Raw genomic sequence first — 22,648 nt, forward strand, 5'->3', positions numbered from 1 at the left:
CGCTCGCGCTCCTCACAGGCCGTCGTCCTCGTGCCAGTGCTCCTGCCAGCGCCAGTCGATCGGCTCGGAGGCCCGCTGGTAGCGGATGTCGGTGGAGAGGCGGACGCGCCCCAGCGGGTCGACGTTGTCGGTGCTGGCGTGCACGACGTACGAGGAGTGCACCATCACATCGCCGGCCCGGTAGTCCGCCATCAGCCAACGGGCGTCGTGCGCGTCCGCGAGCGCGGGGAGGTCAGCCGTGATCGACGCGGCCGGACGCCTGTCGCCGCGCGCACGTTCTTCGGCGAGCGCCCAGTGGTGACTGCCCTCGAGGTAGGTGAGCCCGCCCTGCTCGACGGGACAGTCTCCCAACGGGATCCACATCGAGAGCACCCGCTCGCTCCCCTCACGCAGATAGACGAGGTCGTAGTGGGCCTGCGTGGCGGTGCCGATCCCCGACTCCCCCGGACGGATGTGGCGGATGATCTGGCGCCGATGCAGGTGCACGTCGTCACCGAGGAACCACTCGAACCATCCGCGGATGTCGGGGTGTCCGGTCAGCGCGGCGTACTGCTCGCCCGGCACGATGTCATCGAACAGGACGGAGCGGATCTTCGCTCTGTCGATCGAACCCTGCGCGCCGATGCCGACGACGGGGTCCGATCCGGGCACCACGATCCCGGTGTCGGCCATCGCGGTGAAGTAGTACTCGCGGAACGCGGTGACCAGCTGCGGATCGAGCTGCTGCGGAAGGAACAGGTAGCCGTCTCTCCGCAGTCGACCCCACAACGCCTCCCTGTCCGCGCGGATGGTGTCCGGCACGGGCTCCATCCGCCCGAGTCGAGACGGTGAGTCATCGAGCGTGTATCCGTTGGAGGTGAACATGACTCCAGGATCGAGGAGCCTTGGACTTCAGTCCATGGACTTTCCGGTCGGATCATTGGATTTTCAGGATGATGTCCGACCGACTTGGACGATTTCAGTCGATCGGAGTCCGGGCCTGCTGCCGCCGGAACACTGATGGCGCTGCCCCGGTGCGGCGGCGGAAGACGCGTGAGAAGTACGCCGCGTCGTCGTAGCCGACCCGCGCGGCGATCTGTCCGACGTCGAGCGCGGTCTCCGCCAGGAGTGACTGCGCCCGCGCGATGCGCACCTCGATCACGAAGTCGTTCACCGTGAGCCCGGTCGCCGCCCGCACGACTTCCCCCAGCTCCCGCGTGGTGAGCCCAACGCCGGCTGCGCGGGCGGCGACGGAGAGAGTCCGAGTCGCGCCACCGGCGATGCGATCGACGATGGTCATCCCATCCGTCGCCCCCTCCGCCGGCTCGACGGCATCGAGGATCGCGAGCAGGAGCCGCTGCGTCGCGACCGATGAGGCGATCTCCGCCCGCGGTCCCACGGCGGCGACGGCCTCCCGCAGCTCACCGAAGATCGCGTGCGCGTCTTCGACCGGGCGGACGAGCTTCTGCACCGGCCGGTGACGCCCTCCCAGCCCACTCGTCTCGAACGCCGCGAAGGGCTCGCCCTCGAACAGCACCCAGTGCTCGGACCATCCTCCGGCGTCGGAGCCGTAGCCGTGGAGCACTCCGGGGGTGAGCCAGATCACCGCCGGCCCCTCGACCGGCACCCGCAGGCCGCGCGGCTCGTACTCGTCGTACGCCCCGCACCCTTCGGAGATGTACACCAGGCCGCGGGTCGGGAGTGCCCGTCGTCGGAACGGCGGTTGCGGACCCGACTGCTCCCCCGCGCCGTGGCACGAGATCAGGAATCGCCGCATCGCATGGCGCGGTGAGGCGTAGTGGGACCAGGAGCCCGGCGGAGTCATCGACGTCAGCCTAACGCTGCACCCGTCGGCCTCCGCCGACGGCGCGGTTCCCGCACGCATGCCCCGCGCAGGGGCCGCCCGTCAAGTCCCTGGCCGGATCTCGCTCCTGCCCGCAGGATACGAGGGTCCGCATCAACTGGGAGCCCGACACATGACCTCATCCGCCACGGCATCCGCCCCGGCATCCACATCGCCCCTCGCCTTCCGCGGCAGAGGTCCCGTGAGTCGCGCCGTGATCGCGCATCTCTCCGCCGCCGACGCAGCCACCGACCACACGGCCTTCGCCGAAGACGCCGTTGCAGCGAGCGCCGACATCGCGCGCGACGACGACATCCAGCTCGCCCTGTTCGTGCTCTACGCCTCCGCCTACGGATCACTCCCGCAGTTGGACCCCGACCTGGAATGGGACCCCGCGCTCCTCGCGACCCGCCGTGTTCTGGAGACGGCGTTCGAGCGCGACCTGCGCGCGAGCATCCCGATGCCCGACCTGCCGGAGCCGACCGTGGATGCCGTCGGTCGCGCGCTCTTCGCGCTCGCCGAGGCCGACACCGGGCCGAGCCTGTCGCGATACTTCGCGAAGAAGGCCACCGAGGCGCAGGCGGAGGAGATGCTCATCCAGCGCTCGGCTTACACATTGCGCGAAGCAGACCCGCACTCCTGGGCGATTCCCCGACTCGAAGGTCGAGCCAAGGCGGCGCTCGTCGAGATCCAGTCCGACGAGTACGGCGGCGGTCGTCCGGACCGCGTGCATGCCACTCTCTTCGCGCGCGCGATGCGGGCAGCCGGTCTCGACGACACCTACGGCGCCTACGTCGACGACCTGCCCGCCGTCACTCTGGCATCCCTCAACATGATGTCGATGTTCGGGCTGAATCGTCGGCTGGTCGGATCGATCGTCGGACATCTGGCCGCGTACGAGATGACCTCTTCGATCCCGTGCCGCCTGTACGCCGACGGTCTGCGACGCCTGGGATTCGCTCCCGAGGTGACGGCGTACTTCGACGAGCACGTCGAGGCCGACGCCGTGCATGAGCAGATCGCCGCCCGAGACCTCGCCGGCAGCCTCGCCGAGGACCACCCGGAGCTGCTCCCCGACATCATGTTCGGCGCCGCCGCCTGCCTCACGGTCGACGGGTGGGGAGGTGCGCACATCCTGGACGCCTGGTCGACGGGCCTCTCCTCGCTTCGCACGCGGATGCCGTCATGAGCGCCGACCGCGAGCCCGCGACGATCACCCCGTACCCCGACGGGCCCCTGCTCGTGCGCGGCGATGTCGATCTGCGCACGACCGAGGGCGAGCCGATCGCACCGCACCGCCGCACCGTGGCGCTGTGTCGGTGCGGGCTCTCCGCTCTCAAGCCCTTCTGCGATGGAACGCACAAGGCGGCGGGCTTCCGCACCGACGACTGAGCCCCGATCAGTCCTCGGGCCAGTAGTGGCTGTCGGGAAGCGCACGGGCTCCGAAGATCGCCTGCCCGACGCGCACGCACGTCGCCCCCTCCTCGACCGCGATCTCGTAGTCCCCGGACATGCCCATCGACAGCTCGCCCGCGCCGATCAGATCCGGGGCGTCTTCCCTGGCCTGGTCTCGCAGCGTGCGCAAGAGGGAGAAGCACTCGCGCACGCGGGCATCGTCAGGGGTCAGGATCGCGAGGGTCATCAGCCCCCGCACGCGCAGCGACGGGTAAGAGGGAAGAGCCTCCAGGAACGCCGGGAGTTCCTCGGGCGGCATCCCGAACTTGGAGTCCTCAGCCGAGGTGTTCACCTGCACGAAGACGTCGAGGCTGCGCCCCGCGACCTGGAGGCGCCGATCGAGCGCCTCGGCGACCCGTAACCGGTCGAGCGCCTGGAACTCCGCGGCGAACGAGGCGACGTCTCTGGCCTTGTTGGTCTGCAGGTTCCCGATGATCGACCATGACACATCGAGGTCGGCGGTCTCGCCGTTCTTGCGCACCGCCTCCTGCACCTTGTTCTCGCCCAGCAGCCGCATGCCCGACTGGATCGCGACCCGCACGCGGTCGGTGGGGACCGTCTTACTCACCGGCAGCAGCGTCACGTCTCCCGGGTCGCGCCCTGCCCGTCGCGCCGCCGCGGCGATGCGCGATTCGACACCCGCGATGTTGTGCCGGAAGTCATCGGCGGTGAACGCCGTGGGGTAGCGATCGTCGGCGCCGATCGGTGCATCCATCTTTGACATAGGACAAAGGCTAACATAGCCTTAGGTCAATCCGATCGGGCGAGGCCCTTCGCTCGGCACCGCTCATCGAAGGAGCCACCATGTCCTCGCCTCGCGTGCTTCCCGACCTCTCCGCCGCGCCGTCCGTCCTGACCGATGTGCCGGGCCCACGCAGTCGAGCGATCCATGAACGACGGCTGCGGACGGTCGCCCGAGGCGTCGGCAGCGTTCTGCCGGTCTACATCGCACACGCCGACGGCCCCTGGGTCACCGACGTCGACGGCAACCGCTTCCTCGACCTGGGCAGCGGCATCGGTGTCACCACGATCGGGCACGGGAATCCGGCCGCGATGGCCGCAGCGGCCGCCCAGCTCGCGCAGGTGACGCACACGCTCTTCACCGTGACGCCCTACGAGGGCTACGTGCGGCTGGCGGAGCGTCTCGCCGAGAAGACGCCGGGCGACCACGAGAAGCGCTCCGTCTTCGTGAACTCCGGAGCCGAGGCCGTGGAGAACGCGGTCAAGATCGCCCGCCGTCACACCGGCCGCCGCGCGGTCGCCGCCCTGGACCACGCATTCCACGGGCGCACCAACCTGACGCTCGCCATGAACCACAAGGCGGCATACGGTACCGGTTTCGGACCGTTCGCCTCGGATATCCACCGTGTGCCCAACTCGTACCCCTACCGCGACGGCCTCACCGGAGAGCAGGCGGCGGAGCGCACGATCGCGCACCTCGAACAGCGCACCGGCACCGCCGACCTCGCTGCCCTGATCGCGGAGCCCATCCAGGGAGAGGGGGGATTCGTGGTTCCCGCAGACGGCTATCTGCCCGCGCTCCAGCAGTGGTGCACGCGCAACGGCGTCGTGTTCATCGCGGATGAGATCCAGACAGGGCTCGGCCGCACCGGCACCTGGTTCGCCAGCGAGCATTTCGGTGTCGTCCCCGACCTCGTGCTCACGGCGAAGGGCATCGCGGCGGGACTCCCCCTCGCGGGCGTCACCGGGCGCGCGGAGATCATGGACTCCCCCGACCCCGGTGGACTCGGCGGCACCTTCGGCGGCAACCCCGTCTCCATCGCCGCCGCGCTGGCCGTCGTCGACGAACTCGAGCACGGCGACTTCTTCGAGGAGGCACGGCGTATCGGCGCGACACTGCGCCGACACCTCACCGACCTCGCCGCACGCCACCCCCTGGTCGGCGATGTCCGCGGAATCGGCGCCATGTACGCCTTCGAGCTGAGCGAACCAGGCACGTCGCGTCCCGCCGCGGGTGCCGCCTCCGCGATCGCCGACTACGCCGCGCACCAGGGCATCCTCCTGCTGACCGCGGGCAGCGACTCCAACGTCATCCGCTTCCTGCCGACGCTCACGACCACCGACGATCAGATCGACATCGCGATGGATGTGATCGACCGCGCCCTGACGACCTTCGGCTGACCCTGTCAGCCCGACGACCCCGGCGCATCGACGACGAGGACTCCCTCTCGCCATCGAACGCTGCCGAGATCGGCCACGACCGCGTCCGGATCGCCGTCTGCGGACCCCGCCCCGACACCGACCACGAATCCGGCGCCCGCCGCCCGCGCCGAGCGGATCCCTGGCACGGAGTCCTCGAACACGATGCAGTCCTCGGCTGTACGTGCCAGCAGGGAGGCGCCGAGGAGGTACGGATCGGGCTCCGGCTTCCCCCGAGGCACGTCTTCTGCGGCGACCAGAGCGGGCGGGAGCGGGACCTCGGAGCTCCGCAGCCGCGCCAGAGCCACCGCGCGGTTGCTGCTGGTCACGACCGCCCACAGGTCGCGGGGCAACGAGCTCACGAGGCGCGCGGCACCGGATATCTCTCTCGTGTGCACGGCGGCCTCGACCTCCAGAGCGATGAGCTCCGCGGTCGCCTCACCCGCGATCTGCGGGCCGACCAGAGCGGCGACGACCTCACTCGGCCGCATGCCATGCGGCGCATCCCTCAGGAAGTCGAACGACGGGGCGTACCGACGCGCCCACGAATCCCAGGCCGGCGCAGCCGCTGCCACGGAGTCCACCAGGACGCCATCGCAGTCGAACAGCAAGCCGGCCCGCGGAAACTCCCAGGAATCCCCGCTCCTCAGGTGTGATAATTTTGGCATAGGCCAAAACTATCATCGGCACGGGGGGACCGCGCCACAGTGAGGAGCACCATGCCCACGAGAATCGCGATCAACGGACTCGGTCGGATCGGCCGCAACCAGCTCCGCCTGCTGCTCGCCCGCCGCTCGGAGCTCGAGCTCGTCGCCGTGAACGACCCGCGCGGACCCCGCGCTCTCGCCGAGCTGCTGAAGGGAGACGGCCGCACGGGCCCGTCGACGCGGGGTGTGCGATTCGATGACAAGCACCTCTTCCTCAACGGGCACGCGATCCGGATGCTCGCAGAGCGCGATCCGCTGCGGCTGCCCTGGAAAGAGCTCGGGGTCGACATCGTGATCGAGTCGACGCTTTCCGACACCGGGTCCGACGATGCCAGGAAGCACCTGGCGGCCGGGGCGAAGAAGGTGATCATGACGGTGCCGACCGCGGGCGATGACGGCACATTCATGCTCGGCGTCAACGCGCACACCTACGACCCGACCCGACACCACGTCATCTCCAGCGCCTCCTGCACGACCAACTGCCTCGCCCCCGTCGCGAAGGTCTTCCACGAGGCATTCGGCATCGACGCCGGGTTGATGACCACGATCCACGCCGACTCGACCGACCTCCTCCTGCAGGACATCCCGCACTCCGATCCGCGGTCGACGAGCGGGAAGGGCGGGAAGATCACCTCGAGCAGCGCGGGCGCGGCACTGGCGATCGGGCGTGTCCTGCCCGAACTCGACGATGGCCGGCTCGACAGCTTTTCCCTGCGAGTGCCGACGATCAGCGGTTCGATCACACACCTCACGGTCACGGCGTCCCGTCCGGTGACCGTCGACGAGGTGCGGTCCGCCTACGAGACGGCCGCCGAAGGTCCGCTCAAGGGCATCCTGCGCTGCGCCGACGACGAGATCGCCATCGCCGACTCGGTCATCGACCCGCATTCCTCGATCCTCGATGCGGGACTCATTCGGGTGATCGGGTCGCAGGTGAAGATCTCCGCCTGGTACGACGACGAGTGGGGCTACTCGCACCGGCTCACCGAACTCACCGAATACGTGGCGGAAAGGCTGGCCGCATGACGAACACCGAGCCGCACGAGCGCCTCGCCCTCGCCTTCCGTCATGTGCAGTTCGAAGATCTGGGGATCATCGAACCCCTCCTTCGCGAACGCGGGTACCGGGTGCAGTACGTCGACCTCGGCATCGAGGCCATCGATATCGAGGGGGTGGACGACGCCGACCTGCTGATCGTGCTGGGCGGGCCCATCGGCGTGAACGACACCGACGGGTACCCCTTGCTGCATGCATCGAAGGAGGCCGTCGCTCATCGGCTCAGATCAGGGAAGCCGCTGCTGGGGATCTGCCTCGGCGCACAGCTGATCGCCGAGGGACTGGGGGCCGAGGTGCGCCCGACGGGTGCGGTCGAGATCGGCTACATGCCGCTCGACCTCACGGTGGCGGGCCTCGATTCGCCGCTGCGCCCGCTCGACGGCCTGCCCGTGCTGCACTGGCACGGCGACGCGTTCACGATTCCCGCAGGGGCCAGCCATCTCGCATCCACTCCCGAGTTCCCGAATCAGGCGTTCAGCACGGATACCGTTCTCGCCCTCCAGTTCCACCTCGAAGCCGACCACCGCACGATCGGACGTTGGCTGATCGGGCACGCGCACGAGCTGCACCACAACGGCATCGACCCGCGCATCATCCGCGAGGATGCCAGGGCTTACGGACCGAAACTGGAGAGCGCGGCCCGAGCCGCGATCACGTCGTGGTTGGACATCGTCGAAAGATCGACCCCGGCCGCCTGAAGCACCGACGACGAACCTCAACGCGTCAGAGAAGGGGCCAGGTCCACAGGACCCGACCCCTTCTCGGCGACAGCGATCAGCTCGCGCGGCGCAGTGCCACGCTCGGGAAGTCGATCGGGACGTCCAGGGCGATGTTCACGTAGTTCGTGAACAGGTTCAGTGCGACCTGGGCGATCGTCTCGACGATCTGCTCGTCGGTCCAGCCCTGTGCGCGCACCGCGTCGACGTCGGCCGACGATACCTGGCCGCGCTCCTCGACGAGCTTCAACGCGAAAGCGAGAAGGGCCGCCGTGCGCGGGTCGTCGGACTCGCCGCTCTGCGCAGCGGTGAGCGTCTCGCGGCTGAGGCCGGCCTTCTTTCCGAGGGCAGTGTGCGCCGCGAGGCAGTACTGGCACGAGTTGCGGTCGGCGACGGCGACCGCGATCTGCTCGCCGATCGCTGCTCCGAGCGAGCCTCCGCCGAAGGCGCCGAATGCGCCCCACATGCTCGTGAGAGCCGCGGGAGAGTTGGCGACGGCACGGAACATGGCCGGGACGGCTCCGAAGGCTCCGGCGATCTGGTCAAGCTGCTCCTTGACGTTTCCGGTGGCGTCGTCGCGGTCGATGAGAGGGACGTTGGGCACGGGATGCTCCTTCGATGAGTGGTGGGGCCCGGATCCGGGCTCACCTCAGTCTTTCGAAAATCATCGGACGATACGCACCAAAGAGTCTTGCTTTCATGACAGATCGTCCACGATACTGGAGGGGTGCCTTCCCTCGACCGCCTCTCTCCGCTGCTCGAACGGTTCCACGTACGCACCCGGCTGTTCCACAACGGTCCCCTGTGCGGGACGACCGTCTTCCCCGCGAGCGGAGGGCACGGCTTCTTGCACGTGCTCCGCCGAGGAGAGATGGAGGTGACGCACCGACGTGCGGACGGCAGCCTCGAGCGCGAAGTCATCACACGACCGAGCTTGCTGTTCTTCCCCCGCCCGATCGATCACTCGTTCCTCAACGCGCCGACCGACGAATCCGACTTCGCCTGCGCGACGCTCGACTTCGACGGCGGTGCCACTCACCCCCTGGTGCGCACGCTGCCGTCATCCATCGTCCTGCCGCTCGACGAGGTCGAGACGCTCGGCCCTGCACTCGACCTGATGTTCTCGGAGGTCGACAACGTCCGCTGCGGACGCCCCCTCGTCGCCGACCGCATGTTCGAGGTCGTGCTCATCCAGTTGCTGCGGTGGATGCTCGATCACTCCGAGCAGCTCTCCCTCCCGCCAGGACTCATCCCGGGCCTCGCTGACGAGAGGCTCGCCCCTGCACTGGTCGCCGTGCACGAGGCGCCAGGCGAGCCCTGGAACCTGGAGTCCCTCGCCCGCACCGCCACCATGTCGCGGAGTGCCTTCGCCGCCCGATTCAAGGAGGTGCTCGGGCGCTCACCCGGCGACTACCTCACGGAGTGGCGCCTCACGATCGCTCAGGAGCAGCTGCGCGCCGGCATCTCGGTGAGCGCGGTGGCGGCAGAGCTCGGCTATGCGAGTTCCTCCGCGTTCTCGCGCGTGTTCGCCCAGCGCATCGGGCATTCGCCGCGGGCGTGGCTGACACTGGCGGCCTGACCGGAGGGCGCCGGAGCGCCAAGGACGATAGCCCCCGCGTGACGAGTCCGGCGTCGACCTGAGCGATCAACCGCCGGCGGACAGCACCGCCCTGAGTCCGGTGACCACCCGTTCGAGGTCTGCGGGCGAGAGGGAGGGATGAACCGGGATGGAGAGAACCTCCTGCGCCGCGCGCTCGGTCTCGGGCAGTTCGCCCTCGGGTGCGAATCTCTGCAGGGAGGGCAGCCGATGGTTCGGGATCGGGTAGTAGACGCCCGATCCGACTCCGTGCTCGTCGCGCAGCGCATCGCGCACACGATCTCGCTCGCCGCCCGCGATCCGGACGGTGTACTGGTGGTACACGTGCTCGGCGTCGGGAGCGACCGGAGGAACCGTGAGACCGTCGAGGCCCGCGAGCTCGTCATCGAGCAGGGCGGCATTCCGCTGCCGCTGCCTCGTCCACTCCCCCACCTTGCGCAGCTGCACGCGACCGACCGCCGCATGCACCTCGCTCATGCGGTTGTTGTATCCGACGATCTCGTTCGCGTACTGCGTCTCCATCCCCTGGTTGCGCAGCAGTCGGACGGTCCTGGCGAGATCCTCGTGTGCACACGAGACGATGCCACCCTCGATCGCCGTCATGTTCTTGGTCGGGTACAGGCTGAACATCCCGAAGGTCCCGATGGTTCCCGCCGGCCGCCCGCGCCAGGCCGCACCATGCGCCTGCGCGGCATCCTCGTAGATCGCGAGTCCGTGCTCGACCGCCAGGGCTTCGATGTCGTCGACGAGGAACGGATGCCCGTAGAGGTGCACGGGCATGATGCCCTTCGTCCTCGGGGTGATCGCCGCCCGCACCCGTTCGGGGTCGAGCGTGAAGTGCGCCGGCTCGATGTCGGCGAACACCGGAGTCGCCCCCGCGAGCACGACGGAGTTCGCCACGGCGGCGAAGGTGAAGGAGGGCACGATCACCTCGTCACCCGGCCCCACGCCCGCGGCGATGAGTCCGAGCATCTGGCCGCTCGTGCCGGAGTTGACGGCGACGGCCGTGCGCCCCTCGAGGAATTGCGCCGAGAACTCCGTCTCGAACGCGGCGACCTCGGCCCCCTGGGCGAGCATGCCACTGCGGAGCACGCGTTCGACGGCCGCGACCTCCTCATCGCCGATGATCGGCTTGGCGGCGGGAATGAATGCACTGTCCATCGCAGGATGCCCTTCGTCGACGTCGGCTCGCATGAGCCCGGTATGAGGTGGAGGCAGGAATCGAACCTGCGTGCACGGTCTTGCGGACCGCGACCTGGCCACTCGGTCACTCCACCGGGTCGGATGCTCAACGCCCTGGCGGAGAGTACCCGTTCAGGAATGCACCGAGACGTCGAAGCGCATCGGTGAGCACATCGGCCTCCGGCAGGAAAGCGATCCGGAGGTGGTCGGGCGTCTGCAGGTTGAAGGCCCTGCCGTGCACGAGCAGGATCCGCTCGGCATCGAGGAAGTCGAGCACCAGCTGCTCGTCGTCGACGATGTCGTGCACCTCGGGGTCGAGCCGCGGGAAGAGGTAGAGCCCTCCGCCTGCCGCCTGGGTCTCGACGCCCGGGATCGCATCGAGAGCGTCGAGCGCCGCGTCTCGTTGCCGCGTGAGCCGACCGTCGGGTGCGACCAGGTCGTCGAGCGAGGAATCGTGCGTGAGGGCCGCCGTGATCGCATGCTGCGCCGGCACCGACGCGCACATGCGCATCGAGGCGAGCAGGCGCACCCCGGAGAGGAAGGGATCGTCGTGGTGGAACCCGGTCGCCGTCATCCACGCCGCTCGATACCCCGCGACGCGGTGGGTCTTGGAGAGCCCGGCGAACGTGACGCACGGCACATCCGGAGCGACCTGCGCCGTCGAGATGTGCACGGATCCCGGATAGACGACGCGGTCGTAGATCTCGTCGGAGAGCAGAAGGAGCCCGTGGCGTCGCGCGAGCTCGGCGATCTGCTCGAGGACCGCGCGCCCGTAGACCGCACCGGTCGGGTTGTTCGGGTTGATCACGACGATCGCCGCGGTTCTCGGACCGATCAACGCCTCCATCGCGGCCAGGTCGGGAGTCCACCCGTCGGCCTCGACGCACGGATAATGCACGGCCCGCCCTCCCGCCAGCACGGTCGATGCCGTCCACAGCGGATAGTCCGGGCTCGGGATGAGCACCTCGTCGCCGGGCTCGAGCAGCGCCTGAAGCGTCAGCCCCACGAGTTCGGAGACGCCGTTCCCCACCGTGATGTCGTCGATTGCCAGGGCGGGGAAGCCGGGGCGGAGCCCGTAGTGTGCGCTGATGGCCTCACGAGTCTCGGGGAGCCCGGCGGACTCGGAGTAGCCGTGCGCATGAGGGAGCGCCGAGCGGAGCGCCTCGACAATGGCCGGCGGAGCCTCGAAGCCGAATGGCGCCGGGTTGCCGATGTTGAGACGGAGGATGGACTCGCCGCGCTTCTCCAACTCGGCCGCGCGCTCCGCCACCGGCCCGCGCAGGTCGTACAGGACGCCTTCCAATCGCGAGGAGCGCCCGATCCGACGCGCGGCACTCTGGCGTCCGCGCCCCGTCACCCTGCCGCTCCGAACGGGCTCGAATCGCCGACGACCGCCACGAGGTCGTCGACGAGGCGCTGCATCTCCGCGTCGTCGAGGGCGTGCACGGTCAGACGCAGATGAGCAGCCCCCTGCGTGCTGTCGGGCTCGAGGGCGAACTCGGAGCCGGGGCGCACGAGCCACCCGCGTGAAGCGAGACGACGGCTGACTTCCGTCGCATCGTCGCGGACGTCGACCCACACGTTGAGACCGCTGTCCGCCTGCGCCGACAACCCGTGCTCGACGAGCATCGACACGAAGAGCCGGTTGCGACGGGCGTAGTGCGCGCCCGCCTCGGCGATCAGCTGCTGCGTGCTCTCGTCTCGCAGCATGCCGGCGGCGAGCCGCTGCATCACATGGCTCACCCACATGGTGCCGGGACTGAGCCGCAGGGCCAGCCGCTGAGCGGTCACCGGGTCGGATGCCGTCACCGCGAGACGCATGTCGGGCCCGAGGAACTTCGACACCGAGCGCACCAGCGCCCACCGCTGCTGCGTCGGCGCGATGATGCTCTCATAGGGTGTCGGAGCGAGCAGCGAGAAGTGGTCGTCTTCGATGACCAGCACGTGCGGATGATCGGCGAGGACCTCGCGCAGCTCCAGAGCCCTGCCCGCACTCGTGCCGACACCGGTCGGGTTGTGGGCGCGCGGCGTGCAGACGATCGCACGCGCGCCGCTCTCGAGCGCCGCCCGCAGACCCGCGACGGTCATACCCTCACGATCGACGGGAATGGCGACCGGCAGATACCCGGCGAGACGAGCGGTGTGGATGCTGGAGAGGAAGCATGGATCTTCGAGGCCGACGCGGTCGCCCTGCACCAGCGTCTGGGCGAGGAGGCGCTCGACCGCATCCACGGCCCCGGCCGTGATCGACAGGCGGAACGGGCGCGGATGGTCCGCAGCCACCCAGTCCGTCGCCCATTCGGCCAGGTCGGCATCGATCACGGACTCGCCGTAGAGCACGTGCCCGGGTGTGACCGTGGCGAAGGCGGCGGCGAGGTCGGGGAGGTGCGCGGCATCCGGGTTGCCGCTGCCGATGTCGCGCAGCACCGAGCCCGGCGTGAAACCCTCGTCGGGGTTCTGCGCCGGTCCGAGCACGGTGGTTCCGGTGCGACCTCCCGTGGCGGCGATGCGCGCGGTGACCAGCGAGCGATAGGCCGCCAGCACCGTGTTCCTGTTCACGCCGAGGCGAGCGGCGAGAGACCGGACCGGAGGCAGCTGGTCGCCGGGGGCGTACGCGCCGCGCTCGACGAGGTCGCGCACGCTCTCGGAGATCTCCGCGGCGGTCGAGCCCGCGATGCCATCCGAGACGTCTTCGCGATCGGGTGCCTGAGCCATGATTCGACCGTAGGCGATCTTTTGACCTATGTCAAAGATATCCACCGGGGGTCTGCCGCCGAGATGTGCGGGGGTGCGCACGTCGGAGGCACCGTGCACGATGGGAGCATGACCGACGGCTATGACCCCGACTTCCTCGGAACAGGACTGCCCATCCCCCATCCCGCCCAGGTTGTCCGCCCGCTCCCCTACCCGCGTTTCACGGTTCTGCTCGACCCCAGGCGGCGGCTCGCGGCGGTGACGGCGGTGAACATCGACGGGGCCACGCTGCAAAACCTGCCGCGCACCGGCGACTGGCGACTCGACGAACGACTCCCGGTCGACGAGCAGACGGGGCCGGAGGTCTACGCGCGCAACGACCTCGACCGCGGCCACCTCGTTCGACGGCGCGACCCGGGGTGGGGGCCGGCCGAGACCGCGCGCGCGGCGAGCGAGGCGACGTTCTTCTACCCCAACGCCGCGCCTCAGGCCGCGGGATTCAACCAGTCGAAGGAGCTCTGGCTGGGCCTTGAAGACCACGTGCTCGCCTACGCCGAGACCACCGATCGGCGCATGTCGGTGTTCACCGCCCCGGTGCTCGCCGAGAGCGACCCGCCCTACCGCGGCATCCGGGTGCCGCTGCACTTCTGGAAGGTCGCCGCCTGGCGCGGGCCCGACGGCCTCGCGTCCGCCGGGTTCGTGCTCGATCAGTCCGATCTGGTCGATACGCGGGAGGAGAAGCTCGCTGTCCCCCCACTCGGGGCCTTCCGCACGTTCCAGGTACCGGTCGCCGACATCGCCGCACTCACCGCCATCGACTTCGGAGCACTCGCCGATGCCGACGTGCTCGCACGACCGACAGCCCGCGAGACCGGATGGCGCCTTCTCGACACCGCGGGCGACATCGTTCTGTGAAGCGGGTCGACCGGTGCACACGGGACCGATGGAGGACAACGGAGTAGTCCCCGCCGACGCCCGCTCAGACTCCGGCGCGCACCGACTCCAGCGACGGGTAGTCGCTGTACCCCTCCGCAGTGCGACCGTAGAACAGCTCAGGACGCGGAGCGTTGAGCCCCGCACCCTGGATCCAGCGTTCGACCAGGTCGGGGTTGGCGATCACGGGACGGCCGGCGGCGACGGCATCCGCCCACCCGTCGTCGATGAGCGCCTCGGCGTCATGCTTGGTCGTGTCGATCGCGAAGCCGGTGTTGACGATGAGGGGTGCGCCCGCGGTGCGACGGATGTGCTGCACGAGCTCTCCGGACGGGTCTGCGTGGAGCACGTCGATGAAGGCGAGCCCGAGCGGCGCGAGCCCCTCGGCGACGGCCGTGTAGGTCGCGCGGACATCGGCGTCGTCCTCTTCGAGCACGCCCTGGATGTTGTGCTGCGGCGAGAGGCGGATCCCGGTGCGGTCGGCCCCGACGGCGGCGGCGACGGCCGCGGTGACCTCGATCGCGAAGCGCGCACGGTTCTCAGGCGACCCGCCGTAGCGGTCGTCGCGGACGTTCGACACCGGCGACAGGAACTCGTGCACGAGGTAGCCGTTGGCGCCGTGCACCTCGACGCCGTCGAAACCGGAGGCGATCGCGTTGCGTGCCGCCTGGGCGAACTGCTCGACGACCCCGGGGATCTCGTCGAGGGTGAGCGCATGAGCCACCGGGAGGTCGGCCTTGCCCTCGGGCGTGCGCGTCTGCCCGGGTGCGGCGAGCGCACTGGGGGCGACGACCCGCGCCTCTCCGGAGATCGCGGGGTGCCCCACGCGTCCGCCGTGCATGAGCTGCATGACGATCGTTCCGCCGGCGTCGTGAACCGCCGCTGTGATCGGCTTCCATCCTTCGATCTGTGCGGACGTCACGATGCCCGGCTGCCCGGGGTACGACTTTCCCTCGGCCACCGGCCACGTACCCTCGGAGATGATGAGCCCCTGCCCCGCACGCTGCCGGTAATAGTCCTGCATCGTCGCGGTCGGAACGCCCTCGTCGTCCGCACGGGTGCGGGTGAGAGGCGCCATGACGACGCGGTTGGACAGCTGCAGGGCGCCGAAGACGGCCGGTTCGTAAAGAGTCACAGTGGGAGGTAAGGCGCGGACAGAACGCGGTATTCCCTTCGGCTGGCCCCCTGTCAGCCGCCGAGGCCGGCGAGGAGGTCGGCGAAATGGTCGAGGTCGGCGGCCGTCCAGTTGCGCAGCCGCTCCCCGATGCGCCCCTCGTAGCGCGAGCGGGCGAGAGCCACACGCTCCTGTGCGAGGTCGGTCGCCACGAGTACACGAGCCCTGCGGTCCTCGGGGTCGGGCACGCTCTCGACGAGTCCCAGCTGTTCGAGCTGGCGCACCTGACGACTCACCGCCGACTTGTCGGTCTGCAGCCGTTCGATGATCGCGCCGGCCGAGGTCGCCTTGCCCGTCGCGATGGAGGTCAGCACCTGATAGCCGAGGGGTTGCAGATCAGGGTGCACGGTCGCTGCAGCCTCGCGCCAGCCGATGCGGATCCGCGCGAAGAGCCGACCGAGTTCCTGCTCGACCCTGGTGACGGCCTGATCGAGCTCCACGTCTCCCAGCAGCGCCGATTCGGTGTCGGATGCGGGGGTCTCGGAAGGGGCGTCGGAAGAGGCGCTCATGCTCGCCAGTGTACGGCGAAGCCCCACTGTCGATCGTGACAGCGGGGCTTCGGGTCAGACCTCGGCGAGCAGCCGGAAGGCTTTGGAGGCCGCCTGGATCTCTTCGGGAGTCAACTCGTCGATCACGGCCTGGAGGCGGGTGCCGTACTCGCGGCGGACCTCGGCGAGCACAGCACATGCCGACGGCGTCGCGCTCAGCACCCGGAGTCGCCCGTCCCGCTCATCCGGCCAGGACTCGAGAAGCTCCAGCTCTTCCAGCATCCGCACCTGACGGCTGATGACCGATTTGTCCATCTCGAACCGCTCGGCGAGCTCGTGCGCGTTGGCGGTCCCCGCCCGGGCGATGAACGTCAACAGTTTGTACCCGGCGACCTGCAGCTCGGGGTGCACCCGAGCTGCAGACTCCTTCCAGAGCGACCTGGTCCTCGCGAAGATGAGGTTCAGGTGCGCCTGGAGGTCACCGAGTGCGCTGTCGGCGTCCGCCGAATCGACCGCTCCGGGGGCGAGCATCTCAGCGCTCCTGGTCCCGATCTTCGCGCTCGAGCACGCGCACCGAGCCGGTCGTGGGCGATGCCGACTCCGCACCCTCGATCCGGATGGCTCCGGTGGAGAGAGAGGCGCCGACCTCGGCCTCGGAGACCTCGATCACAGATTCCTCGGCCTGCTCGAGCATCTGCTCGGCGGCGTTCTTCGTCGACAGCGGCTTGTTCTTGATGAACGCGATGGCGATGACGGCGATCACGGCGAGCGGGATCGCGATGATGAAGGAATCCGCGATGCCGTGTCCGTACGCACTCTCGACGATCGCACGGATCGCGTCAGGCAGCTGCCCGACCTTCGGCACGTCACCCGAGGCGAGGTGCTTGAGCGCGTCGATCTCGGCGGGCGTCGAGGGAACGAAGCCGTCGAGTGCATCGGTGATGTAGTTCGCGACGCTGGTCGACAGCAGCGAACCCATGACGGTGACGCCGATGGTGCCCGCGATCGTACGGAAGAAGTTCACGTTCGACGAGGCGGCGCCCAGCTGCTGCGGCGCGGTGTCGTTCTGCACGATGAGCGTGAGGTTCTGCATGACCATGCCGAGGCCGGCGCCGAGCACGAACATGTAGACGGCGACGAGCGGGAACGGGGTGTCGTAGCGCAGGGTGGCCATCAGGCTGACGCCGACGGTCGCGAGGACCGAGCCGGTCAGCATCCAGCCCTTCCACTTGCCGAAACGGCTCACGAGCTGGCCGATGATGATCGACGCACCCATCTGGCCGATGATCATCGGGATGGTCATGAGGCCGGACTCCGTGGGCGTGGCGCCACGGGCGAGCTGGAAGTACTGCGCGAGGAACACCGAGGTGGCGAACATCGAGACGCCGATGGCGATCGAGGCGATGACCGACAGCGTGAAGGTGCGGTTGCGGAACAGCGACATCGGGACGATCGGTTCCTTCACGAAGAACTCGACCGTGATGAACGCGGCGATCGCGACACCGGCGGTGACGATCAGCATGATGCTCGTCGAGGAGTCCCAGTCGAACTGGTTGCCGCCCATCGAGACCCAGATGAGGAGAGTCGACACGCCGACCGCGAGCAGCACGATGCCGAAGTAGTCGATCGACACCTTGGTGTCGCGCTGGGGCTTCGGCAGGTGCAGCGTGAACTGCAGCAGCACGAGGGCGAGGATCGCGAACGGCACGCCGACGAAGAAGTTGGAGCGCCAGCCCCACACGTCCGTGAGGAGTCCGCCGAGCAGCGGGCCGCCGATGGTGCCGAGGGCCATGATGCCGCCGACGACGCCCATGTACTTGCCGCGCTCACGAGGGGAGATGATGAGCGCCACGGCGATCATGACCAGCGACATCAGGCCGCCGACGCCGATGCCCTGGATGACGCGGACAGCGATGAGCATGTTCGTATCGGTCGAGAAGCCGGCGATCACGGTACCGACCGTGAAGAGGATGAGGGAGATCTGGACCAGGACCTTGCGGTCGACCAGGTCGGCGAGCTTTCCCCAGATGGGGGTGGAGACGGCTGTGGCCAGAAGGCTCGCGGTGATGACCCAGGTGTACTGGGACTGGGTGCCGCCGAGGTCGGCGATGATGACCGGCATCGAGGTCGACACGACCGTGCCCGAGAGCACGGCGACGAACATACCGACGACGAGGCCGGAGATCGCGGTGAAGACCTCGCGAGCCGAACGAGGCGTCTCGGGAAGTGCGGATGGGGTGTCTGTCACGGGGTAACGCTCCTGCGTAGAAAGTTGATCGAGGTCAACCATACGCCTTTAGTTGCCAAAGTGCAACTAAAGGCGGAGACGCTTCCCGATGTCCTTCTGCATGGGGGAGCCGAGGAGTACCTTGTCAGCGTGTCGACTGATTCGAGGAGCGGACGGGCGCCCGGCGCCCCGGCCTCCCTCGACGCGGCCATCGGCGACGTCGATTGGACAGTCCCTCCGGAGGGTTCGGTGAGGTCGTGGTTCTCGGCTCCGAGCGGAGACCTCGCCGTCGTCTCGCTGGGCGATCCGGCGCAGCCACGCGTTGTCCTGGTGCCGGGGGCTACGGGCTCCAAAGAAGATTTCGCCCTGATGCTGCCGCTGCTGGCGCAGGCGGGCTACTTCGTGCAGTCGTTCGACATCGCCGGGCAGTACGAGTCGCACGCTGCGGGGGCGAACTCTGCGTATACCTACGAGCTGTTCGTCGGCGACCTCATCGCATTCCTCGACGCAGGCGCCCCGGCGCATCTGCTGGGCTACTCGTTCGCCGGCATCGTCGCTCAGTTGGTCGCCATCCGCCGCCCCGACCTCGTCCGCTCCCTCACGCTGCTGACCACTCCCCCAGGCTCCGGCAATGTCTTCGCGAGCATGAAGTGGCTGGGCCCGCTCGCCCCGATCACGACCCCTCGCCGCGGCGCCGGCCTCATGATCTGGGGGATCGTGACGAACAAGAACCGGGTCCCGCCTCGGCGGCTCGAGTTCGTGCGCTCCCGGTTCGCGCTCACGAGCCGACGCAGCGTCGACGAGATCGTCGGCCTGATGATGACCGCGCCCGATCTGCGCAGCCGCGTGCGGGCCCTGTCGATCCCCAAGCTCGTCGTCGCCGGCTCGCACGACCTGTGGCCACTCACCGCCCACGCACGATTCGCCCACGACATCGATGCGGAGTTCCGCGCATACCCGACAGGGCACAGCCCGAGCGAGACGACACCGCATCAGCTGACCGCAGACCTGCTCGATCTCTACTCGCGGGCTCGCGCCTGAATCACGCGCCGAGCACCGGCCGCGTCACCGACCGACCGACGACCTATCCGCCTCGCGGCGCGCCTGCCGCCGGCGGTGCAGCGGTTCCTCCGACAGGTGCAGCCGCACGGTCGGCACCACGTAGCTCAGCCGCCGTCGAAGCGACGCCCAGTCCTGGAACGGCCGCGCCGACACCTCGACGACGAGATCCCGATCCCGCAGCACCGTCATCCCCGGCCGGATGTGGAACGACAGGTCGAAGTCGTCATGGATGTTCGTCTGCTCGCGGTGCACCTCGGCGCTCAGCAACCGCCAGACCGAGGCGCGCATCGCCATGTTCGATCCGTAGAGGGGTGCATGCCCGAGCACGGGAGTCATCGACGCGTACATGCCGCCGATGTAGAGGTGCGTCCCCATCCAGTGCACCATCGGGGTCGAGCCGTAGAAGCGCGGCTCTCCGGTGACGAAATCGACGTCTTCACGGGTGCGGAAGGTGCGCTCGATCCGCTCGACCCACTCCGGGCCGGGACGGGAATCGGCGTCGAGCCGTGCGATGATGTCACCGGTCGCCGCGTCGTAGCCCGCCGCGGACGCTCGGGGAATCCCCTGGATCGGCTCGCTCACGACCCGTGCACCGAACCTCTCGGCGACGGCGACCGTGTCATCGCTGCTGCCGTTGTCGACGATGACGATCTCGTCGGGCTGTCGGGTCTGGTGTGCGAGCGCCCCCAGACACACCTCCAGCAGGAGAGCGTCGTCGCGCACGGGGATGACCACGGAGACGGAACGTGGGAACACGGTCGTCATCGTTCTCCTCCCCTGCGCAGCTCAGCGCTCAGACACAGTCTCCACCGTGCGCGGCCGCCCACGGCGATTGAGCGAGGATGGTCGGATGATCCGTGTTGTCCTTTTCGACCTCGATGGCGTGATCCGACACTTCGATCCGCGGATCGTCGCCGACATCGAACGTCGGCACGACCTGACGGCGGGGATCATCGAGCGTGTCGCCTTCGCCGCCCCACTGATCCAGGAGGTCACGACCGGGCGGATGACCAGAGCGGAATGGGTGCGTCGGATCGGCGATCGGATCGGGGACCTCGACGCCGCCGAGGAGTGGGGCGCGCAATCCGCGTCGATCGACGAATCCGTGCTCGAGCTCTCCGACGACATCCGCAGTGCGGGGCTCCGCACTGCGGTGCTCACCAACGGGACGGACACGATCCCGGCAGAGGTGGCGGCGCATGGCATCGCGACCAGGTTCGATGCGTTTTTCAACTCTGCCGACATCGGGTACGCGAAACCCGACGCCCGCTCGTTCCAGCATGTGCTCGAAACGCTCGGCGTGAAGGGAGAAGCGGTCTTCTTCACCGATGACTCGGCATCGAAACTCGTCGGCGCGGAGGGTCTGTCGATCCTCACCCATCACTACGAGGGCGTCGATGCCCTCCGCTCTCGACTCATCGACGCAGGAATCGACATCCCTCCACTGGGAGAATCGACCCATGACGGATTCCTTCGAAGCGCTGATCGAGGCCGGAGACACCGCTGACGTCACCGGGTGGGACTTCGCCTGGCTGGACGGCCGAGCGACCGAGGAGAGGCCACCCTGGGGCTATGCCCGACTGCTGTCCGACCGCCTCGGCACCGCTTCGGCGTCGCTCGACGTCCAGACCGGGGGCGGTGAGGTGCTCGCCGAAGCGGCGTCTTTCCCGCCAGCGGCCGTGGCGACCGAGTCGTGGCTCCCGAACGTGCGTCGCGCGACGCAGCTGCTGCACCCTCGCGGCGTCGTGGTCGTCGCCGACCCCGATGAGCCGCCGCTGCCGTTCGCCGACGAGGCCTTCGACCTGGTGACCAGTAGGCACCCCGCGACGATCTGGTGGTCGGAGATCGCTCGGGTGCTGGCGCACGGCGGCACCTACTTCGCGCAGCACGTGGGTCCTGCGAGCGCGTTCGAGCTGATCGAGTTCTTCTTGGGCCCGCAGCCTGAGGCACGCCGCGGACGCCACCAGGACGATGAAGTCGCCGCCGCGGAGGCCGCTGGGCTCGAGATCGTGGACCTGCGCACCGCACGCCTGCGCATCGAGATCCACGATGTCGCCGCCGCTGTCTATCTCCTGCGCAAGGTGATCTGGTGGGTGCCGGGATTCACTGTGGAGAACAGTCGCGACCGGCTCCGAGCCCTGCACGACCTCATCCAGGAGGACGGGCCGTTCATCGCGCACTCGACCCGTCACCTCATCGAAGCGCGCCGCCCGTAACGAGCGTCCGGCCTCGATTCCCCCGGCACCTAGTACACGGTCCCCATCGCCTCGCGCACCTCGTCGAGGGTCGCATCCGCGATTTCGCGGGCATGCTCGTTGCCGCGCCGGAGGATGGAGCGCACGAGCTCCTCATCCGCGGCGAAGCCCCGACGCCGTTCCCTCAGGGGCGCCAGGAAGTCGTTCACCGCCGCGGCGGTCACCGCCTTCAGCTCGCCGCTGCCGCCGTCGCCGATGTCGTCCGCCAGCTCCTCCGGCGCGACCTCCAGACACAGGGCGGCCGTCGACAGCAGCGCCGAGACGCCCGGCCGATGCTCTGGGTCGAACGTGATCCGCCGGTCCTGGTCAGTCCGGGTCCGGCGGATCGTGGCGACCGTCTCGTCCGCCGTCATCGAGAGGGCGATCGCGTTGCCGTAGCTCTTCGACATCTTCCGGCCGTCCAGCCCCGGCACTTCGGGAGTCGCGGTGATCAGCGCATCAGGAACGGGGAAGATCGGGGCATAGCGCTCGTTGAACCGCCGGGCGATCACCCGCGTCATCTCGACGTGCGGCAGGTTGTCCTTCCCCACCGGCACGAGGTTGCCCTTGCAGAAGAGGATGTCGGCGGCCTGATGCACCGGGTAGGTGAGCAGCAGCCCGCTCAGCGCCCGTCCCGATGCCTCCAGCTCCGACTTGACCGTCGGGTTCCGGTGCAGCTCCGCCTCGGTGACGAGGCTGAGGAACGGCAGCAGCAGCTGGTTCGATGCGGGGACCGACGAGTGCGTGAAGATCGTCGTGCGCTCCGGATCGATCCCGGCGGCGAGGTAGTCGAGCACGGCCCCGTACACGTTGTCGCGCACGTGCGCCGTCGTGTCCCGGTCGGTGATGACCTGGTAGTCGGCGAGCACGAGGAACGTCTCCACCCCGGCGTCCTGCAGCCGCACCCGCTCCCGGATGGTGCCGAAATAGTGCCCGAGGTGAAGTGCTCCCGTCGGCCGTTCGCCCGTGAGCACACGGAACCTCTCCGGGTTCCGGGCCACGGCGTCGGCGACCTCCGTCGATCGCTGCGCGGTCGCGGTGAACGAATCCATCTGTCTCTCCCAAGAATCGGGAGCCGCACGGAGTTCTCGGGTGCTGTCACGAACTGCCGTGCAGCCCGTGAACATGCGTCAACCGGCTG

At 68.8% G+C, this 22,648-nt stretch carries 24 protein-coding genes and 1 tRNA gene; 10 read left to right on the top strand and 15 right to left on the bottom strand.

The window, feature by feature from the left end; translation table 11 throughout:
• Positions 1-12 precede the first annotated feature (12 nt).
• A complete protein-coding gene (locus ACFVWL_RS03375) occupies positions 13-864 on the bottom strand; it encodes a phytanoyl-CoA dioxygenase family protein (RefSeq protein WP_387178458.1) in 852 nt (283 codons plus the stop codon).
• Between the two features lie 94 nt (positions 865-958).
• On the bottom strand, positions 959-1,804 hold the full coding sequence (locus ACFVWL_RS03380) for a helix-turn-helix domain-containing protein (RefSeq protein WP_387178461.1): 846 nt from the start codon (positions 1,802-1,804) through the stop codon (positions 959-961).
• A gap of 151 nt (positions 1,805-1,955) precedes the next feature.
• Here ACFVWL_RS03380 and ACFVWL_RS03385 point away from each other — a divergent pair, with 151 nt between their 5' ends.
• Positions 1,956-3,011 (top strand): iron-containing redox enzyme family protein, encoded by a 1,056-nt coding sequence (locus ACFVWL_RS03385; protein WP_387178463.1) that lies wholly within the window; start codon positions 1,956-1,958, stop codon positions 3,009-3,011.
• On the top strand, positions 3,008-3,214 hold the full coding sequence (locus tag ACFVWL_RS03390) for a CDGSH iron-sulfur domain-containing protein (RefSeq protein ID WP_387178466.1): 207 nt from the start codon (positions 3,008-3,010) through the stop codon (positions 3,212-3,214). The genes ACFVWL_RS03385 and ACFVWL_RS03390 overlap by 4 nt, the downstream gene beginning before the upstream one ends.
• 7 nt (positions 3,215-3,221) lie before the next feature.
• Here the strand turns inward: ACFVWL_RS03390 and ACFVWL_RS03395 are convergent, their stop codons facing one another.
• Positions 3,222-4,001, bottom strand: a complete 780-nt coding sequence (locus ACFVWL_RS03395) for a YggS family pyridoxal phosphate-dependent enzyme (protein WP_387178469.1) — start codon at positions 3,999-4,001, stop codon at positions 3,222-3,224.
• A gap of 80 nt (positions 4,002-4,081) precedes the next feature.
• On the opposite strand from ACFVWL_RS03395, the gene gabT reads away from it, so the two are divergent.
• Positions 4,082-5,419, top strand: a complete 1,338-nt coding sequence (gene gabT / locus ACFVWL_RS03400) for a 4-aminobutyrate--2-oxoglutarate transaminase (RefSeq protein ID WP_387178471.1) — start codon at positions 4,082-4,084, stop codon at positions 5,417-5,419.
• A 5-nt stretch (positions 5,420-5,424) separates the two neighbouring features.
• Here the strand turns inward: gabT and ACFVWL_RS03405 are convergent, their stop codons facing one another.
• Complete coding sequence (locus ACFVWL_RS03405; RefSeq protein ID WP_387178474.1) at positions 5,425-6,105, bottom strand: HAD-IA family hydrolase; 681 nt, start codon at positions 6,103-6,105, stop codon at positions 5,425-5,427.
• A 51-nt stretch (positions 6,106-6,156) separates the two neighbouring features.
• Between ACFVWL_RS03405 and ACFVWL_RS03410 the strand changes: the two genes are divergently transcribed.
• Together ACFVWL_RS03410 and ACFVWL_RS03415 are read left to right on the top strand one after the other, a co-directional pair.
• A complete protein-coding gene (locus ACFVWL_RS03410) occupies positions 6,157-7,170 on the top strand; it encodes a type I glyceraldehyde-3-phosphate dehydrogenase (RefSeq protein WP_387178477.1) in 1,014 nt (337 codons plus the stop codon).
• Entirely contained in the window at positions 7,167-7,898 is a 732-nt protein-coding gene (locus ACFVWL_RS03415; protein ID WP_387178480.1) for a glutamine amidotransferase, read from the top strand. Before ACFVWL_RS03410 ends, ACFVWL_RS03415 begins: the two co-directional genes overlap by 4 nt.
• 76 nt (positions 7,899-7,974) lie before the next feature.
• Here ACFVWL_RS03415 and ACFVWL_RS03420 read toward each other — a convergent pair whose 3' ends face one another.
• Positions 7,975-8,520, bottom strand: coding sequence for a carboxymuconolactone decarboxylase family protein (locus ACFVWL_RS03420; protein ID WP_387178484.1), 546 nt, complete (start codon positions 8,518-8,520; stop codon positions 7,975-7,977).
• Positions 8,521-8,643: 123 nt separating this feature from the next.
• Between ACFVWL_RS03420 and ACFVWL_RS03425 the strand changes: the two genes are divergently transcribed.
• Positions 8,644-9,495, top strand: a complete 852-nt coding sequence (locus tag ACFVWL_RS03425; protein ID WP_387178486.1) for an AraC family transcriptional regulator — start codon at positions 8,644-8,646, stop codon at positions 9,493-9,495.
• A 66-nt stretch (positions 9,496-9,561) separates the two neighbouring features.
• Here ACFVWL_RS03425 and ACFVWL_RS03430 read toward each other — a convergent pair whose 3' ends face one another.
• The 4 genes from ACFVWL_RS03430 to ACFVWL_RS03445 form a co-directional block, all read right to left on the bottom strand.
• Entirely contained in the window at positions 9,562-10,674 is a 1,113-nt protein-coding gene (locus tag ACFVWL_RS03430; RefSeq protein ID WP_387178489.1) for a DegT/DnrJ/EryC1/StrS family aminotransferase, read from the bottom strand.
• A 45-nt stretch (positions 10,675-10,719) separates the two neighbouring features.
• A tRNA-Cys gene (locus tag ACFVWL_RS03435) sits at positions 10,720-10,790 on the bottom strand.
• A gap of 11 nt (positions 10,791-10,801) precedes the next feature.
• A complete protein-coding gene (locus tag ACFVWL_RS03440) occupies positions 10,802-12,052 on the bottom strand; it encodes a pyridoxal phosphate-dependent aminotransferase (protein ID WP_387178492.1) in 1,251 nt (416 codons plus the stop codon).
• Positions 12,049-13,410, bottom strand: a complete 1,362-nt coding sequence (locus tag ACFVWL_RS03445) for an aminotransferase class I/II-fold pyridoxal phosphate-dependent enzyme (protein ID WP_387178495.1) — start codon at positions 13,408-13,410, stop codon at positions 12,049-12,051. Before ACFVWL_RS03445 ends, ACFVWL_RS03440 begins: the two co-directional genes overlap by 4 nt.
• A 108-nt stretch (positions 13,411-13,518) precedes the next feature.
• On the opposite strand from ACFVWL_RS03445, the gene ACFVWL_RS03450 reads away from it, so the two are divergent.
• Positions 13,519-14,304 (top strand): DNA/RNA non-specific endonuclease, encoded by a 786-nt coding sequence (locus ACFVWL_RS03450; protein ID WP_387178498.1) that lies wholly within the window; start codon positions 13,519-13,521, stop codon positions 14,302-14,304.
• Positions 14,305-14,368: 64 nt separating this feature from the next.
• Here ACFVWL_RS03450 and ACFVWL_RS03455 read toward each other — a convergent pair whose 3' ends face one another.
• Genes ACFVWL_RS03455 through ACFVWL_RS03470 form a run of 4 tightly spaced genes read right to left on the bottom strand, consistent with a single transcriptional unit; the run spans position 14,369 to position 18,232 of the window.
• Entirely contained in the window at positions 14,369-15,457 is a 1,089-nt protein-coding gene (locus ACFVWL_RS03455) for an alkene reductase (protein ID WP_387178500.1), read from the bottom strand.
• Positions 15,458-15,510: 53 nt separating this feature from the next.
• Positions 15,511-16,005: a MarR family winged helix-turn-helix transcriptional regulator gene (locus ACFVWL_RS03460; protein WP_387178503.1), complete on the bottom strand. Its 495-nt coding sequence runs from the start codon at positions 16,003-16,005 to the stop codon at positions 15,511-15,513.
• A 54-nt stretch (positions 16,006-16,059) separates the two neighbouring features.
• The gene (locus tag ACFVWL_RS03465) at positions 16,060-16,515 is read right to left on the bottom strand and encodes a MarR family winged helix-turn-helix transcriptional regulator (RefSeq protein ID WP_387178506.1); all 456 of its coding nucleotides are present in this window, start codon (positions 16,513-16,515) and stop codon (positions 16,060-16,062) included.
• A gap of 1 nt (position 16,516) precedes the next feature.
• On the bottom strand, positions 16,517-18,232 hold the full coding sequence (locus tag ACFVWL_RS03470) for a DHA2 family efflux MFS transporter permease subunit (protein WP_387178509.1): 1,716 nt from the start codon (positions 18,230-18,232) through the stop codon (positions 16,517-16,519).
• A gap of 129 nt (positions 18,233-18,361) precedes the next feature.
• Here ACFVWL_RS03470 and ACFVWL_RS03475 point away from each other — a divergent pair, with 129 nt between their 5' ends.
• Complete coding sequence (locus tag ACFVWL_RS03475; protein ID WP_387178512.1) at positions 18,362-19,252, top strand: alpha/beta fold hydrolase; 891 nt, start codon at positions 18,362-18,364, stop codon at positions 19,250-19,252.
• Positions 19,253-19,276: 24 nt separating this feature from the next.
• On the opposite strand, the gene ACFVWL_RS03480 is transcribed toward ACFVWL_RS03475, so the two are convergent.
• A complete protein-coding gene (locus tag ACFVWL_RS03480; RefSeq protein ID WP_387178515.1) occupies positions 19,277-20,038 on the bottom strand; it encodes a glycosyltransferase family 2 protein in 762 nt (253 codons plus the stop codon).
• Between the two features lie 85 nt (positions 20,039-20,123).
• On the opposite strand from ACFVWL_RS03480, the gene ACFVWL_RS03485 reads away from it, so the two are divergent.
• Both ACFVWL_RS03485 and ACFVWL_RS03490 read left to right on the top strand, forming a co-directional pair.
• Positions 20,124-20,780 carry an HAD family hydrolase gene (locus ACFVWL_RS03485; protein WP_387178518.1) on the top strand — a complete coding sequence of 219 codons (657 nt, stop codon included), beginning with the start codon at positions 20,124-20,126 and terminating at the stop codon, positions 20,778-20,780.
• A complete protein-coding gene (locus ACFVWL_RS03490; RefSeq protein ID WP_387178520.1) occupies positions 20,734-21,489 on the top strand; it encodes a class I SAM-dependent methyltransferase in 756 nt (251 codons plus the stop codon). The genes ACFVWL_RS03485 and ACFVWL_RS03490 overlap by 47 nt, the downstream gene beginning before the upstream one ends.
• 29 nt (positions 21,490-21,518) lie before the next feature.
• Here the strand turns inward: ACFVWL_RS03490 and trpS are convergent, their stop codons facing one another.
• Positions 21,519-22,559, bottom strand: a complete 1,041-nt coding sequence (trpS, locus tag ACFVWL_RS03495; RefSeq protein ID WP_387178523.1) for a tryptophan--tRNA ligase — start codon at positions 22,557-22,559, stop codon at positions 21,519-21,521.
• Positions 22,560-22,648 lie beyond the last annotated feature (89 nt).

It is taken from the genome of Microbacterium sp. NPDC058269 (assembly GCF_042881445.1).
Lineage (GTDB): Bacteria > Actinomycetota > Actinomycetes > Actinomycetales > Microbacteriaceae > Microbacterium.